At 61.2% G+C, this 13,526-nt stretch carries 15 protein-coding genes, 1 pseudogene and 1 riboswitch; of the genes and pseudogenes, 6 read left to right on the top strand and 10 right to left on the bottom strand.

The genetic code is table 11. The annotated features are described in order from the left end of the window. Positions 1-141: 141 nt before the first annotated feature. The 5 genes and pseudogenes from EFQ99_RS35115 to pobA form a co-directional block, all read right to left on the bottom strand. The gene (locus EFQ99_RS35115; protein ID WP_164736414.1) at positions 142-279 is read right to left on the bottom strand and encodes a hypothetical protein; all 138 of its coding nucleotides are present in this window, start codon (positions 277-279) and stop codon (positions 142-144) included. 30 nt (positions 280-309) lie between these two features. Continuing rightward, a complete protein-coding gene (locus EFQ99_RS36305; RefSeq protein ID WP_126923169.1) occupies positions 310-669 on the bottom strand; it encodes a DUF982 domain-containing protein in 360 nt (119 codons plus the stop codon). Positions 670-790: 121 nt separating this feature from the next. Beyond that, complete coding sequence (locus EFQ99_RS21175) at positions 791-1,780, bottom strand: potassium channel beta subunit family protein (RefSeq protein WP_126923218.1); 990 nt, start codon at positions 1,778-1,780, stop codon at positions 791-793. Between the two features lie 57 nt (positions 1,781-1,837). After that, positions 1,838-2,009 (bottom strand): annotated as a pseudogene (locus EFQ99_RS21180) (branched-chain amino acid ABC transporter permease); the annotation flags it as partial. A gap of 41 nt (positions 2,010-2,050) precedes the next feature. After that, positions 2,051-3,223 (bottom strand): 4-hydroxybenzoate 3-monooxygenase, encoded by a 1,173-nt coding sequence (gene pobA, locus EFQ99_RS21185; protein WP_126923170.1) that lies wholly within the window; start codon positions 3,221-3,223, stop codon positions 2,051-2,053. Positions 3,224-3,340: 117 nt separating this feature from the next. On the opposite strand from pobA, the gene EFQ99_RS21190 reads away from it, so the two are divergent. Further along, positions 3,341-4,243, top strand: coding sequence for a helix-turn-helix domain-containing protein (locus tag EFQ99_RS21190; RefSeq protein WP_126923171.1), 903 nt, complete (start codon positions 3,341-3,343; stop codon positions 4,241-4,243). Positions 4,244-4,262: 19 nt separating this feature from the next. On the opposite strand, the gene EFQ99_RS21195 is transcribed toward EFQ99_RS21190, so the two are convergent. Next, on the bottom strand, positions 4,263-4,451 hold the full coding sequence (locus EFQ99_RS21195) for a hypothetical protein (protein WP_126923172.1): 189 nt from the start codon (positions 4,449-4,451) through the stop codon (positions 4,263-4,265). A gap of 245 nt (positions 4,452-4,696) precedes the next feature. On the opposite strand from EFQ99_RS21195, the gene EFQ99_RS21200 reads away from it, so the two are divergent. Continuing rightward, on the top strand, positions 4,697-5,059 hold the full coding sequence (locus EFQ99_RS21200; RefSeq protein ID WP_126923173.1) for a hypothetical protein: 363 nt from the start codon (positions 4,697-4,699) through the stop codon (positions 5,057-5,059). Between the two features lie 27 nt (positions 5,060-5,086). On the opposite strand, the gene EFQ99_RS21205 is transcribed toward EFQ99_RS21200, so the two are convergent. Next, entirely contained in the window at positions 5,087-6,265 is a 1,179-nt protein-coding gene (locus EFQ99_RS21205; RefSeq protein ID WP_126923174.1) for an acetate/propionate family kinase, read from the bottom strand. A gap of 282 nt (positions 6,266-6,547) precedes the next feature. Here EFQ99_RS21205 and EFQ99_RS21210 point away from each other — a divergent pair, with 282 nt between their 5' ends. Then, on the top strand, positions 6,548-8,149 hold the full coding sequence (locus tag EFQ99_RS21210) for an inorganic phosphate transporter (protein ID WP_126923175.1): 1,602 nt from the start codon (positions 6,548-6,550) through the stop codon (positions 8,147-8,149). A gap of 69 nt (positions 8,150-8,218) precedes the next feature. On the opposite strand, the gene EFQ99_RS21215 is transcribed toward EFQ99_RS21210, so the two are convergent. Further along, on the bottom strand, positions 8,219-9,790 hold the full coding sequence (locus EFQ99_RS21215) for a putative bifunctional diguanylate cyclase/phosphodiesterase (protein ID WP_126923176.1): 1,572 nt from the start codon (positions 9,788-9,790) through the stop codon (positions 8,219-8,221). Between the two features lie 442 nt (positions 9,791-10,232). After that, positions 10,233-10,796 carry a histidine phosphatase family protein gene (locus EFQ99_RS21220; RefSeq protein WP_126923219.1) on the bottom strand — a complete coding sequence of 188 codons (564 nt, stop codon included), beginning with the start codon at positions 10,794-10,796 and terminating at the stop codon, positions 10,233-10,235. A gap of 180 nt (positions 10,797-10,976) precedes the next feature. Next, positions 10,977-11,133, top strand: a riboswitch (adenosylcobalamin (AdoCbl) riboswitch). Between EFQ99_RS21220 and EFQ99_RS21225 the strand changes: the two genes are divergently transcribed. From EFQ99_RS21225 to EFQ99_RS21235, 3 genes are all read left to right on the top strand, one after another. Next, entirely contained in the window at positions 11,132-11,341 is a 210-nt protein-coding gene (locus EFQ99_RS21225; RefSeq protein ID WP_126923177.1) for a CbtB domain-containing protein, read from the top strand. It overlaps the preceding riboswitch by 2 nt. Positions 11,342-11,353: 12 nt before the next feature. Further along, positions 11,354-12,100: a CbtA family protein gene (locus tag EFQ99_RS21230; RefSeq protein WP_126923178.1), complete on the top strand. Its 747-nt coding sequence runs from the start codon at positions 11,354-11,356 to the stop codon at positions 12,098-12,100. Between the two features lie 49 nt (positions 12,101-12,149). Beyond that, the gene (locus EFQ99_RS21235) at positions 12,150-12,782 is read left to right on the top strand and encodes a hypothetical protein (RefSeq protein WP_126923179.1); all 633 of its coding nucleotides are present in this window, start codon (positions 12,150-12,152) and stop codon (positions 12,780-12,782) included. Here EFQ99_RS21235 and EFQ99_RS21240 read toward each other — a convergent pair. Further along, positions 12,767-13,429, bottom strand: coding sequence for a sulfite oxidase-like oxidoreductase (locus EFQ99_RS21240; protein ID WP_126923180.1), 663 nt, complete (start codon positions 13,427-13,429; stop codon positions 12,767-12,769). The two genes, EFQ99_RS21235 and EFQ99_RS21240, sit on opposite strands and share 16 nt — an antisense overlap. Between the last annotated feature and the right edge of the window lie 97 nt (positions 13,430-13,526).

Below are 13,526 nucleotides of genomic sequence, written 5' to 3' on the forward strand. Positions count from 1 at the left end.
TCGTTCCCAATTCAAGATTGAATGCGTGCAGCAACAAGTTGTGACAAAGCATTGACCGTCATGCCGCCGGTCGCTAACGGCACGGCAGAAGTCATCCGTCATGGCCTGACGGGATTGGTGATCACTTGATTTCAGACGTCGTCACTTCGGCTCCGACTGTTGGATGACTGTCGGCGGTGTTTCGCTCTTGCCGCTGCCTCGATCGAATGGCTTGATCACCAGGATGCCGAGGATCGAGGCTATCATTGCTCCGACGATGATCATCATCAACATTTTCATGAGCTCGCCTCGCGCCGCAAACGCCGGTCGTTATCGCGGATGGTGAAGGTCTGGCAGGCGGTTGCCGGTCCGGTGGCGTGGCGCCTTGGACATGCGACTGCCGATCAGGTCCGGCGCATCTTCCGGAAGCAAGGCAATGCCGGCAGTTCTCGCAGCGGCGATGAAAGCCTTGCGGGCTCGATCGCCGCCCGACTGATCTGTAAGAGCGGTCAGGCACACAACCAACGCTCGCTGGAATATCGGATCCCCGGCTTTATTGGGCCAGTCATCGGATATCAGCATTCCGGCCAGATCGGCGACGGTGCGGGCGCTTCGATACCTGCCGGCGCCATGGATTTGAGCGGTTATCATCTTGATCGGGACGGGTGACGGGTCGGTCAAATCGGACATTGCAGCACCTCACGAATCACAGATTCGCGATTCAACAGATGTCGGGGCGATTCGTTCCGGTGTGACCAGTTGCTTTCGAAGGAATCTTCACGGACGGCTTCTAACTGCCATCCTTTCCTCGTTAAAACCGTCGCGGAGCCGCCGGCTTGTTTCCGACGATGGCGTCGATGCGGTCCAGCACATCGGTGGTCAGCTTGTCCTTGTGTGCAAGCGCAGCCAGATTGTCTTCCAGCTGGCTCATCCGCGAGGCCCCGAGGATCACTGTCGAGACATTGCGGTTGGAAAGGCACCAGAGCAGGGCAAGGTGGGTGATCGAAATGCCGATCTGCCCGGCGAGATCGGCCAGTTTCGCGACCTGCGCAAGCTGCGCGCGGCCGGCGTCGCTGGTCCATTTCTCCTTCAGCCATTCATAACCCGGCAGGTTCATGCGGCTGTCGTTGGGCATGCCGTTGTTGTACTTGCCGGTCAGGACCCCTGATGCAAGCGGCGACCAGATCGTGGTGCCGAGCCCCATCAGCTCGTAAAGCGGCAGATAGTCGGCTTCGACCTTCTGTCGTTCGAAAACATTGTATTGCGGCTGCTCCATCGTCGGAGGCGTGATCCTGAGATCACGGGCCACCGCATAGGCTTCGGTCAATTGCTGGGCCGACCATTCCGACGTGCCCCAGTAGAGGACTTTGCCCTGGGTGACGAGGTCATGCATGGCACGAACTGTTTCTTCGATCGGCGTATCGATATCGGGACGGTGACAGAAATAGAGATCGAGATAGTCCACCTGCAGGCGCTTGAGTGCTGCATGTGCGGCGTCGGTCACGTGCTTGCGTGACAGCCCGCGCTGCGTTGGCTTGCTGCCGCCCCAGAACACCTTGCTCGAAACGATGAAGCTATCCCGGCTCCAGCCCAGGGTCTTGAGGGCTTGGCCCATGACGATCTCGGATTTTCCGCTTTCATAGCCTTCGGCATTGTCGAAGAAATTGATGCCGCTGTCATAGGCGCGGGTCATCAGACTGACGGCATCGCTTCCATCGACCTGTCTGCCGAACGTAACCCACGATCCGAACGAAAATTCGCTGACCTGCAGGCCGGATTTTCCAAGACGACGATGTTCCATGGCGCGGTCCTCCGAGACAAAGATGCGGCAACATAGACGCATAGAGGGAACAAACACAATGCCGGCGAGCATCATCAGCAACGGGTCATTGATGCCGCAATGCGCCGACAATATTCCGGCGGCATCGGCGCCGGAACCGAAAGACGCGGCATGGCCGAGCGACGCCGCAGTAACCGGTCACGAGATCGAGCGACAGGACGAGCAGCGCGATCGTGATCATGCGGGTCAGACCGCGCGATTATGATTGCGCGTTATGGAACTATCCCGCTATCAGAACGGCAGGCCCACATAGTTCTCCGCGAGCGCTGTGGAGGCGGCGCGGGAGTGCGTGAGATAATCGAGCTCCGCCTCCTGGATCCTCTGGTCGAAATCGCCCGTATCGGGAAATCGATGCATCATCGTCGTCATCCACCAGGAGAACCGCACGGCTTTCCACACACGGGCGAGCGCCCGATGGGAATAGGCGTCGATGCCGCCGTTCGAGTGTTCCCGGTAATGTTCAAGGAGCCCGGAGAAAAGATAGTGGACGTCGCTGGCAGCGAGGTTCAGCCCTTTGGCGCCGGTCGGCGGCACGATATGGGCGGCGTCTCCGACCAGGAAAAGCCGGCCGAAGCGCATCGGCTCGGCGACGAAGGAGCGCAGTGGAGCGATCGATTTCTCGAAGGATGGCGCGGTCGTTAGTGCCTCGGCGTGATGTGCGGGCAGGCGCCGTCTCAACTCGTCCCAGAAGCGGTCGTCGCTCCATTTCTCGACCTTTTCGTCGAGTGGGCACTGGATGTAGTAACGGCTGCGCGTGGCCGAACGCATCGAACAGAGCGCAAAACCTCTTGGGTGGTTGGCGTAGATCAGTTCATGGCTGACAGGCGCCACATCGGCAAGGACGCCCAGCCAGCCGAAGGGATAGACCTTTTCGAAATTCCGGATCGCCCGCTCGGGGACGGCCTTACGGCTCACGCCATGAAAACCGTCGCAGCCGGCGATGAAGTCGCAATCGATGCGCTTGACGACACCGTCCTTTGCGTAGGTGACGAAGGGAGAGCGACTGTCGAAATCATGCGGCGTGACATTGACGGCATCGTAGATCGACGGGGCGCCACTCATTTCGCGCCGCTCCATCAGATCGCGCGTCACCTCGGTCTGTCCGTAGACGGTGACGCGTCTGCCGCCGGTCAATTCGTAGAGGTCGATGCGATGGTCGCGTCCGTCGAAGGCCAGCGAGAAGCCATCATGCGGCAGGCCCTCGGCATGCAGCCGTGCTCCAGCCTTGGCCTCGTCCAACAGCCCGACCGTGCCTTCCTCAAGAACCCCGGCGCGGACCCGGCCAAGGATGTAGTCCTTGTTCACACGGTCGAGAATGACATTGTCGATGCCGGCTTCCGTCAGAAGCTGGCCGAGCAGCAGGCCGGATGGGCCCGAACCGATGATGGCGACCTGGGTTCGCAAATGCTTCCTCCCTGCAATTTTGCGTTTTGCCAGATTCTGCCGTGTCGGCCCCGCCGCAACAATGGACATTCCAGCCTAAAAATTGCATTCATCGAACATTAGTTCGGGAGGAGCCCGATGAGTAGACATGTACCCACCTATGAGCTCTATGGCGAAAATACCGGCCGAGAGCCGGATTTTTGGTTGCACTGCGAAACAATTCACTCACGCAGCAGCCTGCATCAATGGGAAATTCGGCTCCACCGTCACGAGAGCTTCTTTCAGATATTGTACATCGAAGCCGGTTCGGGCGATGCGATCTTCGGCGAGAGGAGCCACGCCATCCATCCGCCGGCAATCATCACCGTTCCTCCTGGTCTCAATCACGGCTTTCGCTTTTCACGCGATATTGATGGACTGGTCATCACCGTCTTGAGATCCCATCTCAGCCATCCGCCCGGCGAGCGAAGCCATCTCGGCGAATGGCTGGCGACGCCGCATCTGACGCCGCTCGATCCTGAGAATGCCGAGTCTGTCTATGCCATGCAGACATTGAAGCGGTTGGGCGATGAGTTCGAAAACCGCCGCAGCGGCCGCAACGAGGTGCTGGCGGCCTATGTCGCCCTGGCGCTGCGGCTAACGGCAAGGATTTCGCATGAGGAGAATGCGCATGAGCGTCCGTCAAACGAGAACGAGCGGCGGATGGAAATGCTGAGCGAGCTCATTCAGCAGCATTTTCGATCGCATAAGCCCGCTTCTTTCTACGCCAGGGAGCTTGGGGTTTCGCCGACGCATCTCACCCGCATCGTCCGGTCGATGACGGGCAATACTCCCCATGAAATGATTGCTGGCAAACTTGTCGAAGAGGCGAAACGTCAGCTCGTTTTTACGCTCGCCAGCGTTCAGGAGATCGGATTTCGGCTCGGCTTTGCCGATCCCGCCTATTTTTCGCGCTTCTTCCTCAAATATACCGGAGAAACGCCGCGGGTCTGGCGCATGAAGGAGAAGGTCCGACTTGAAGGAGCATCGGCCTTGCAATAAATCGCCGGAGGGCGATCAGCTACCACGCAGCTTCGGCGCGGTCTTCGGTATCATGGGGGCGTTCGCTGGTACGGTTCTCGTAGGCCTCGCGTTCTTTCGTCGATTCAACGGTATCGGCTGAACCATCCTGCCGGGCGTCGGGCGTTATGTAGAAGGCGAGCGCCTTTTCCAGCCGGGCGGCGGTGAGTGTGGCAGCAAAACCCTTCATGTCGTTTCCTCGGTTGGGCCTCGAAAGCTCGTCCGAGATACATAGCCGACGATGCGAGCTTCCGGGAACAGCGCGCCGATGGTTTTCACCAACTTTAGATCTTGCTTGTCGGCTGTTCCGGGCGGACAATCTGCGCGCGGAAACCGATGACGCTATGGATTTTACGCCTGTTCCATTCGTTGCCCGGCCAATGGGAACATTTCGCCGGATACCGCGTTCGCACCGCACAGATGGGAGGGCATCACATGAGTCGATATCTCGATGACCACAACAATCTGCCCGTGGATGAAAGGACCGGCCTGCCGCTGGAATACGTGCCGGAGGACGACGAGGATGAAGATATCACAGCCGGCGATCGGCAGGCCTTCTCGGCCTGGCATGTGATCGGCACCGGCATCGTCGTCGTTCTTCTCGCAACCGCAGGCGCGGCACTCTGGCCGAGGCAGACGACCGATCCCACTCAGACCGCGTCGACGACGCCGGGTGTCCCGAGTGCGGCCGAGCCCTCGAGACCGACATTGCCTCCGAACGCAGCCGGGACGATACCGGATGCCGGTGGCGGGCAAACGCAGACGATAACGCCCGGTGCGGCCGGCAAGACGCAATAACGGCGATCCTGGCGCCGTTGATCTGGATCAGTCAGCGCGAAGAATGGACAGCGCCTCGTCGGCGATGACCTGTTCTTCATCGGTGGCGATGACATGGGCAGCGATGCGGCTTTCCCCAGTGCTGATCGTGAAATCATTGGCGGCATTGGCCTTTTTGTCGATCGCAAGGCCGAGCCAAGACAGCCGTTTCGCCACGCCGGCGCGGATCTCCGGCTGATGCTCGCCGATGCCAGCGGTGAAGACGAGCGTGTCGAGGCCATTAAGCGTTGCCGCCATGCGGCCGATCTCGCCGGCGATGCGCAGTGTCAAAAGGTCGATCGCCTGGCGTGCCTCCGGCCGTGCGTCCCTCAACAGGTCACGGGTATCGGCGCTGATGCCGGAAACGCCGAGCAGGCCGGAGCGGCGGTAGAGCAGGTCTTCGATCTCTCTGAAGGACTGCTTCTTCTCACCTGCCAGATGCAGGATGACGCCGGGATCGAGCCAGCCTGGGCGCGTCGCCATCGGAATGCCGTCGAGTGTCGAAAAGCCCATGCTGCAATCGCGGCTGACGCCGGCATTGAGCGCACAGAGGCTGGCGCCGCTGCCTAGATGGGCGACGACCACTTTTGCCGCGCGCGGCGCCTTGCGGCGGAGTTCGCCGACGATGAACTTATAGGAAAGGCCGTGGAAGCCGTAACGCTTGACGCCCTCGTCATGCAGCGCACGGGGAATGGCGAAGCGGCGAACAAGATCGTCCTGCGTGGCATGGAAGGCGGTGTCGAAGGAGGCCATCTGGGCAAGATGCGGTTTCAGATGCCGGAGAGCGCGGATAAAACGCAGCGCCTGCGGCTGGTGCAGCGGCGCAAGCGAGGTCAGCGCATCGATGGCATCGATTGCGGCGGCGTCGAGGGCGATCGCCTTCGTGAAGCGGTCGCCGCCATGGACGACACGATGGCCGGCGGCGCGTGCGGCGGTCATGTCGAAATGATCGGCCAGAAGCGCGAAAGTCTCGTCGATGACGCCCTGCAGGTCGTCCGTCACTTCGGCCTTCAATGGCATCGCGAATGTCTGCGATCCCTTCGCCAGGCCGAGCGAGAGCGGTTCGGCGCGAAAGTCGATCACACCTTTGCCGACGCGCCGGGCCGCAGCGCCATCCATGGCGAAGATACCGATCTTGACGGTCGAGGAGCCGGCGTTGAAGGTCAGGAGGAGGTCGGTCGATGGCATGTTTCGAAGACTCCGCGTCACGATGGCCGAATTTAGCGCCGGGGCTTCGCACGGAAAGGCATTTATTCGCCGGTCGCGTGTTTTTGTCGCTGCCCGGCCTGTCATTCCGGTCAGTGGGACGTGCGATGGGGTATTTTCTTCCATGCGCCGGACAGTGTGTGACGGCTAAAATTGCCTGATGTCAGTGCCTTACGGGGCGAGACAGGCGGGGCGTCATGAGAGCTTCACGCTGCGGAATTATTAACAAAAGGCAAATTTGAAAACGGAATAAGGAACTATGTCATGGCCGATATTGCCCCCAGCCAGGTTCATAGCGACACTTCCCACCCGCTCCACAGTTCGAATTCATCCGGCAAATGGTTCTTGCCGGTATTCGCACTCGTTCTGGTCTGCGGCCTCGGTTATGTCGCCTATGCACTCACCCGTGACCTGACAACCGCAGTTGCCGTTCCCTGGATTCTGCTTGGCCTCGCGCTGCTGATCGCGCTCGGCTTCGAATTCGTCAACGGTTTCCATGATACGGCCAATGCCGTGGCCACCGTCATCTACACCCGTTCCATGCCGGCGGAATTCGCCGTCATCTGGTCGGGTTTCTTCAATTTCCTCGGCGTGCTGACCTCGAGCGGTGCCGTCGCTTTCGGCATTCTGGCGCTGCTGCCGGTGGAACTGATCCTGCAGGTCGGCTCCGGTTCCGGCCTTGCGATGGTTTTTGCGCTGCTGATTGCCGCGATCGTCTGGAACCTCGGAACCTGGTATCTCGGCCTGCCGTCATCGAGCTCGCATACGCTTGTGGGATCGATCATCGGTGTCGGCCTCGCCAACCAGTTCCTGGCGCCGGCAGGCACCGCTACGAGCGGCGTCGACTGGACGCAGGCGACCAATATCGGTCTGTCGCTTTTGATCTCGCCGCTGATCGGCTTCGGTCTTTCCGCGGTGCTTCTCGTGGTCATGAAGTTTCTGGTGCGCAACAAGGCGCTTTATGAAGAGCCGAAGGGCAACAAGCCGCCGCCGCTCTGGATCCGCGCGATCCTGATCTTCACCTGCACCGGCGTCAGCTTCGCCCACGGCTCCAACGACGGCCAGAAGGGTATGGGCCTCATCATGCTCATCCTGATCGGCCTCGTGCCGACGGCCTTCGCGCTGAACCGCACGCCCGATGTCAACTATCTCGAAGCCTATAAGTCGGCATCGGTCCAGGTGGAAACGGCGCTCGCCAAATATGTGAAGCCCGGTGTTGCTGTCGCCGACTACAAGGCCGAAGTCAGCAACGCCGTCAAGAACAAGACCTGGACGGATGCGACGACGCCGGCCCTGCAGCAATATATCCACCAGACGAGCGCCGAAGTCGCTGCCTTCCCGACGCTTGAAGCGGTGCCGACCCATCTCGTCGGCAACGTCCGCAACGACATCTACCTGATCGGCGAGGCGCTGAAGCTAATCGACAAGCAGAAGCTGCTGCCGATGGATGCCGGCGACCTCACCGCGGTGACGAGCTATCACAAGGCGGTCGACAACGCGACGAAGTTCATCCCGCTCTGGGTGAAGGTTGCGGTCGCGATCGCGCTTGGCCTCGGCACGATGGTGGGCTGGAAGCGCATCGTCGTCACCGTCGGCGAAAAGATCGGCAAGACGCATCTGACCTACGGGCAGGGTGCGGCAGCCGAAGTCGTGGCGATGGTCACCATCGCCTCCGCCGATCATCTCGGCCTGCCGGTCTCGACCACGCATGTGCTCTCATCCGGCGTCGCCGGTACCATGGCGGCGAACGGTTCCGGCCTGCAATGGTTGACCGTGCGCAACATGCTGATGGCCTGGGTGCTGACGCTGCCGGCCTCGATCGCGATTGCCTTCGTGCTGTTCGTGATCCTGCGCCAGGTTTTCTAGAGCAAATTCCAGGAAAAGTGCGAAGCGGTTTTCCGTCCGGAATTGTGTCAGAAAAGGTAGAGCGTATCGTCAGGCCGTGGAGGCCAGACTGGCATTGCGATCGTTGATGAAGATGCCCGCCTCGGCGGCGGGCATCGCCTTGCCGAAAAGATAGCCCTGGCCGATGTCACAGCCGAGCTGCAGCAGGAAAGCGAGCTGGCCGTGCTCCTCGACGCCTTCCGCGGTCGTCTTGATATTGAGGCTTCTGCCGAGGCCCAACATGGCGCGGACGATCTTTTCCTGGCGCTCGTCGTCGCGACAGGTGGCGATGAAGCTCTTGTCGATCTTGATCTTGTCGAAACGATAGCGGGCGAGCTGGGCGAGGCTCGAATAGCCCGTGCCGAAATCGTCGAGCGCGATCTGAATGCCGGCCGCGTGCAGTTCGTCGAGGACGAGGGCTGCTGCGGCTGGATCCTGGATCAGCGCATTTTCGGTGATCTCGACTTCCAGGCGCTGCGGCGACAGCCGGCTTGCCGAAAGAACCTTCAAGATGCGGGAGGTCAGGAGCCGGTCTTCCATCTGCACCGGCGAGACGTTGAAAGACAAGGTCACGTGCTCCGGCCAGCTGAGTGCGTCGCTGCAGGCCTGGGCGAGAAGATCCTCGAACAGCGCGGTGATCATGCCGGTTTCCTCGGCGATGTCGATGAAGAGGGGCGGCGGGATGTTGACGCCGTCGTCGCCGATCCAGCGCGCCAATGCTTCGAAGCCGCAGAGCTGGCCGGTCTTGAGATCGATCAGCGGCTGATAGAAGGGTTTGATCGCCTTTTTTGAAATTGCCGCGCGAAGCCTGGTTTCCAGCGCGGCGCGTTCCGTCACCCTGTCCTGCATCGAGGCTTCGAAGACGAGATGGTGGTTGGGTCCGCGCGATTTCGCCTCATACATGGCAAGGTCTGCGCGGTGGGCGGCATCCTCCAGCGGCTCTGCCCCTTCGGCCCAGCGGTCGTAGCCGACGCTGGCGCCGACTTCGACGGCAAAGCCGTCGATATGGATGGGCCGGGTGACGGCTTGGATCAGCAACCTGGCAAAACGCTCCTCGCGCTGCTCCGTCAGCGCGAAGGCGACGATGATGAATTCGTCGCCACCGAAGCGATAGACGCAATCGGCATTGCCAAGCGCGCAGATGCGCTTGGCAACCTCGATCAACAGCACATCGCCGCCTTTGTGGCCGACGAGGTCGTTGACCTTCTTGAAGCCGTCGAGGTCGACCGAGAAGATAGTGACGTTGCCTTCCCACTCCTCGATCTCGGCCTCGTCGTTCTTGATCGGCCGCGAGAGGATCTTGCGCTCGAAGGCATAGCGGTTCGGCAGCTTGGTCAGGTGATCGTGGGTGGCGGTCCAGTCGGCCTTTGTCTGGGCGGTCGCGCGCAGTTCCATTTCCTTGCGCAGGTCGGCGATGCGCAGCACCGAATAGACGAAGCTCATGGCGCCGGCGATGCCGAGCGCCAGGACGAGCTTGTCGGCGCCATATTCGCCGAAGGCGGTCATGAAGGAGGCCAGGCCGTCGTCGAACTGCAACAGCGTGCCGAGGAGCCAGAGGGTTACTCCGAACGCCATGATCGACACGCATTGCCTTCCGGCCCTGCTTTGGAAAAACACCGGCATATGGTCTTCTCCGACTCCACCCGCGCCGAAGTAATCATGAAAGTCTGAAATGTTCGTTGAAACCAGAAGGCGAATTTTTGGAGCGGCAGCCTGTGGCTGTGCCGTGTCGAGACCGAAGGCGCTTTCGCCGGACCGGGTAAAACGCTGAGCGCGATCCTCGTCGTGGTTGCAGACCGGCAGGTAAGGGAAAGAACGAAGGCGAGCGTGCCGTGGCACCGCTCGCCCTTTTCGTGCTTCAGGCGGTAACGATCAGCAGCGGTACGCTGACGATGAGACCGACCAGAACCGCAATTGTGGCGACACGCATCAGACGCAGGCGCCGCGTGCGTTCCCCACTCCAGTCATATGTCATTTCTTCCATCTCCTTGGGACAAGGAAGTAGTCCCGGCGAAACCGGGTTCAATAGAGATGACGCGATTTGCTTGCGTAAGGCTGGATAGGGTTAGAGGTCACTAATACTGAAGCGCAGCGACCAGCGTCGCCCGTCGCTGGTCATGCGGACGATTGCGAGCGGCCCGACGTCAATCAGCCAGAAGGAGGAGAGTGGGGCCTGAAGCACATGCACGACCGCCGCCCGGATGACGGCAGCATGGCTGAGGGCAATCACATGGCCGCCGGGGATGGACTGAGCATCCATCCAGCCGGCGATCCGCGCGCGCAGGTCGGAAAGACTTTCGCCGCCATGTGGGGCCGCTTGCGGGTCGCTCATCCAGATTTCCAGATTCTCCGGCTCTTCCGTCCCTATCGTGACGATCGGCCTGCCGGCCCAGCGGCCATGGTCGCAATCGCGAAGCGCCGGGTCGATCCCGGCGTCGAGGCGGAGGGCTTTCGCGGTCTGGCGGGTGCGCAGGGCGGGACTTGTGAAAATTCGGTCGGCGCGGGGCAGCGCGGCCATCCCGGCCGCGTCCTCCGCGGCCTTGCTTTCCAGCGGTTCGTCGAGCGGGAACAGGGCTTTGCGGCTTGCCGCCGTCGCGCCGTGGCAGATCCAGGTCAGGCGCGTGTTCACCATCGTTCTGATCTCCGGAACGCGGCTACAGCGCCGCGCGTCTTTTTAGGCGCGCAAAGGACGCTGTAGCACTTTAAATTGCTGCATAATTTTATCCTTAAATCGATTCCGAGTTAAGGAATTATGCAGTGGGACGGCCCTTTGCCGGCTCGTGAAGTTTCGTTGACAGTCTCTCCGGCGTGCAGATATAACCGTGCTGTTGCGGGTTTGGAAGCCGGTGGAAATCCGGCGCGGTCGCGCCACTGTGACCAGCGTGTCGAAAGCTCTTCGCGTTGGAAGTCAGACCCAGCCGCACAAACACTCTTTCGACTGAACGCGTCATTCCGGAGGAATACATGTCTGATACCACTTTCGCGCCCGCAGCAGTGCCGGCACCGATCCCCGTAGGCGAGATCCTGCCCTGGGCGATCTTCGGCGGCCTGCTGATGCTCATCGCCCTTTATTTCGTCGGCACCGAGGAAGGCGCCATGGCGCTCTTCAACGGCATGTATGTGCATGAATTCGTGCATGACGGCCGGCATCTTCTCGGCTTTCCCTGCCACTAAGGGAATACCGACATGGTTGGAAACCTTTTGCTTCGCGGCATGCTCGCGGGCCTGATTGCTGGCATCCTCGTTTTCGCCTTCGCCCACACCTTCGGCGAGCCGCTGGTCGACGCAGCGATCGCCTTTGAGGAGGCGAGCGCTCAGGCGGCCGGCGAAGCCGCCGAACCTGAGATCGTCAGCCGCGCCACGCAGGCCGGCCTCGGCCTTTTCACTGGCGTCATGGCCTACAGCGTTGCCGTCGGCGGGCTTTTCGCGCTCGCCTTCGCCTTCGTGCACGGCCGCTTCAGTAGCCTTTCGGCGCGCGGCACCTCGGCCGTCATCGCGATTGCCGCTTTCGTGGCGATCGTGCTCGTTCCTGCCGTCAAGTATCCGGCCAACCCGCCGGCAGTCGGCAATCCCGACACGATCGGCGTCAGGACAGAGCTTTTCTTCCTGATGATCGTCGTATCGCTGGCCGCGCTGATTGCGGCGGTGGTGCTTTCGCGCCGCCTTTCCGAGCGCTTCGGGTCTTGGAACGGCGCGATCATTGCCGGCATCGCCTATCTCGTCTTCATCGGCCTCGTGCTTTATCTGCTGCCGCCGATCAACGAGGTTCCCGAGAATTTCTCGGCGATGGTGCTCTGGCGCTTCCGCACGACCTCGCTCGGCATGCATGCGATCCTTTGGGCAGCACTCGGTCTTGCCTTCGGGGCGCTGGCGGAAAGGCGGCTTGCCGCCAAGGGCGGGCAACGCGGACGGCCGGTAACGGCATTTCGCTGAATGCATCGAAGGGCGCCGCTTGCCGGCGCCCTCAACTTTTCGAGCGACCATGAAAAGTGAGAGAACCAGGCCATTTCCGCTGACGACGTTTGCTGCCGCGACCTTTCTTCTCGCCGTCGCCGGCAATGCCTGTGCGCATAGCCGGACGGCGGGTGGCAGCCATGCCGGCCTGGATATCCCGGAAATTTCCCATGGCGAGATGGCTGTGATTGCCGACTATCGCGGCCGCATCATGGATCTCGCTGCAAGCGCGGTCGATACGAACGAGCCGTTCCGGCGCGTCCTGAACTACGCCGAAATCCAGTATTCCTATTGTTTGTGGGGCAGGGTGCCGGGCAGCGTGACGGATGAGGAAAGCCCGTTCAACGAATGCGCCCATGCCTATCTCGCGGCAACCAAAGCCGTGCTGATGTCGATGCGAGAGATGCCGCGAGAGGCGCCTGCCGCGGGCGAAATCATCTCCGCCATCGATGCAGAGATGGTAGGCCGCGGGCTTGCGCTCATCACTTGCCGGTTCAGCGGCGAAGCCTTCAACACGGCCGATATCGTCAAGCCGCATTGGAGCAAGTTGCCGTTTCATCCGGCCAGCCTGGCGTCGCTGACGGGGCTTGCCTCCTTGCTCGGGCTTATGGCTTTCGCGCTTCGCCGCTTTCTGCGGCCGAGGGCTCAGTCGTCGGAATAGCGCTGCTCGCGCCACGGATCGCCATACATATGGTAGCCGTTCTTTTCCCAGAAACCGGCCGTATCCTCGGGCATCAGCTCGATGCGGCGCAGCCATTTGGCGCTTTTCCAGAAATAGAGATGCGGCACGACGAGGCGCATCGGGCCGCCGTGATCCGGCGTCAGCGGCAGGCCCTCCCAGGAGGTCGCGAGGATTGCATCTTCGGCGGCGAAATCGGAGAGCGGCAGATTGGTGGTATAGCCGTCATAGCTCGTCAGCATGACGAAAGCTGCCTCCGATTTCGGCATGGCGAGGTCGAGCAAATCGCGGGTCGAAACGCCTTTCCATTTGTTGTCATAGCGCGACCAGGTGGTGACGCAGTGGATATCGCTCACCCTGCTGCTCTGCTCGATCGCTTGGAAATCGGCCCAGGCGAGCGTCAGCGGCGTTTCGACGAGGCCGCGTACCTCAAGCCGCCAGCTGTCGGTCGAAACCACCGGCTGCTGGCCGAGATCGAGCACCGGCCAGTTCTTGACGAGGTGCTGGCCGGGCGGCAGGCGCTCGGCCTCGGGACGACTGGTGCGGCCGGTCAGGAATTTGCCCTCTGCCGCCCAGCGGCGCTTGGAGCTGGTGAGTTTGCTGTCGGCGGGCGTCTGGTCGTCGCTCATGAGCGGTGTCTCCTTGCGGTGCAGCAATAGGACATCCGCTCCCGCCGGGTGTCAAGTTTCGGCGGGCCCTTGGAAATCCTCGTTCGCCTGACTAAAC

This window comes from Rhizobium vallis (genome assembly GCF_003985155.1).
Taxonomy (GTDB): domain Bacteria; phylum Pseudomonadota; class Alphaproteobacteria; order Rhizobiales; family Rhizobiaceae; genus Rhizobium; species Rhizobium vallis.

Excerpts from the sequence above, each read along its gene's own strand:
- EFQ99_RS35115 (WP_164736414.1), bottom strand. The coding sequence starts at position 279 with ATGAAAATGTTGATGATGATCATCGTCGGAGCAATGATAGCCTCGATC.
- EFQ99_RS36305 (WP_126923169.1), bottom strand. The coding sequence starts at position 669 with ATGTCCGATTTGACCGACCCGTCACCCGTCCCGATCAAGATGATAACC.
- EFQ99_RS21175 (WP_126923218.1), bottom strand. The coding sequence starts at position 1,780 with ATGGAACATCGTCGTCTTGGAAAATCCGGCCTGCAGGTCAGCGAATTT.
- EFQ99_RS21190 (WP_126923171.1), top strand. The coding sequence starts at position 3,341 with ATGAGTAGACATGTACCCACCTATGAGCTCTATGGCGAAAATACCGGC.
- EFQ99_RS21195 (WP_126923172.1), bottom strand. The coding sequence starts at position 4,451 with ATGAAGGGTTTTGCTGCCACACTCACCGCCGCCCGGCTGGAAAAGGCG.
- EFQ99_RS21200 (WP_126923173.1), top strand. The coding sequence starts at position 4,697 with ATGAGTCGATATCTCGATGACCACAACAATCTGCCCGTGGATGAAAGG.
- EFQ99_RS21205 (WP_126923174.1), bottom strand. The coding sequence starts at position 6,265 with ATGCCATCGACCGACCTCCTCCTGACCTTCAACGCCGGCTCCTCGACC.
- EFQ99_RS21210 (WP_126923175.1), top strand. The coding sequence starts at position 6,548 with ATGGCCGATATTGCCCCCAGCCAGGTTCATAGCGACACTTCCCACCCG.
- EFQ99_RS21215 (WP_126923176.1), bottom strand. The coding sequence starts at position 9,790 with ATGCCGGTGTTTTTCCAAAGCAGGGCCGGAAGGCAATGCGTGTCGATC.
- EFQ99_RS21225 (WP_126923177.1), top strand. The coding sequence starts at position 11,132 with ATGTCTGATACCACTTTCGCGCCCGCAGCAGTGCCGGCACCGATCCCC.
- EFQ99_RS21230 (WP_126923178.1), top strand. The coding sequence starts at position 11,354 with ATGGTTGGAAACCTTTTGCTTCGCGGCATGCTCGCGGGCCTGATTGCT.
- EFQ99_RS21235 (WP_126923179.1), top strand. The coding sequence starts at position 12,150 with ATGAAAAGTGAGAGAACCAGGCCATTTCCGCTGACGACGTTTGCTGCC.
- EFQ99_RS21240 (WP_126923180.1), bottom strand. The coding sequence starts at position 13,429 with ATGAGCGACGACCAGACGCCCGCCGACAGCAAACTCACCAGCTCCAAG.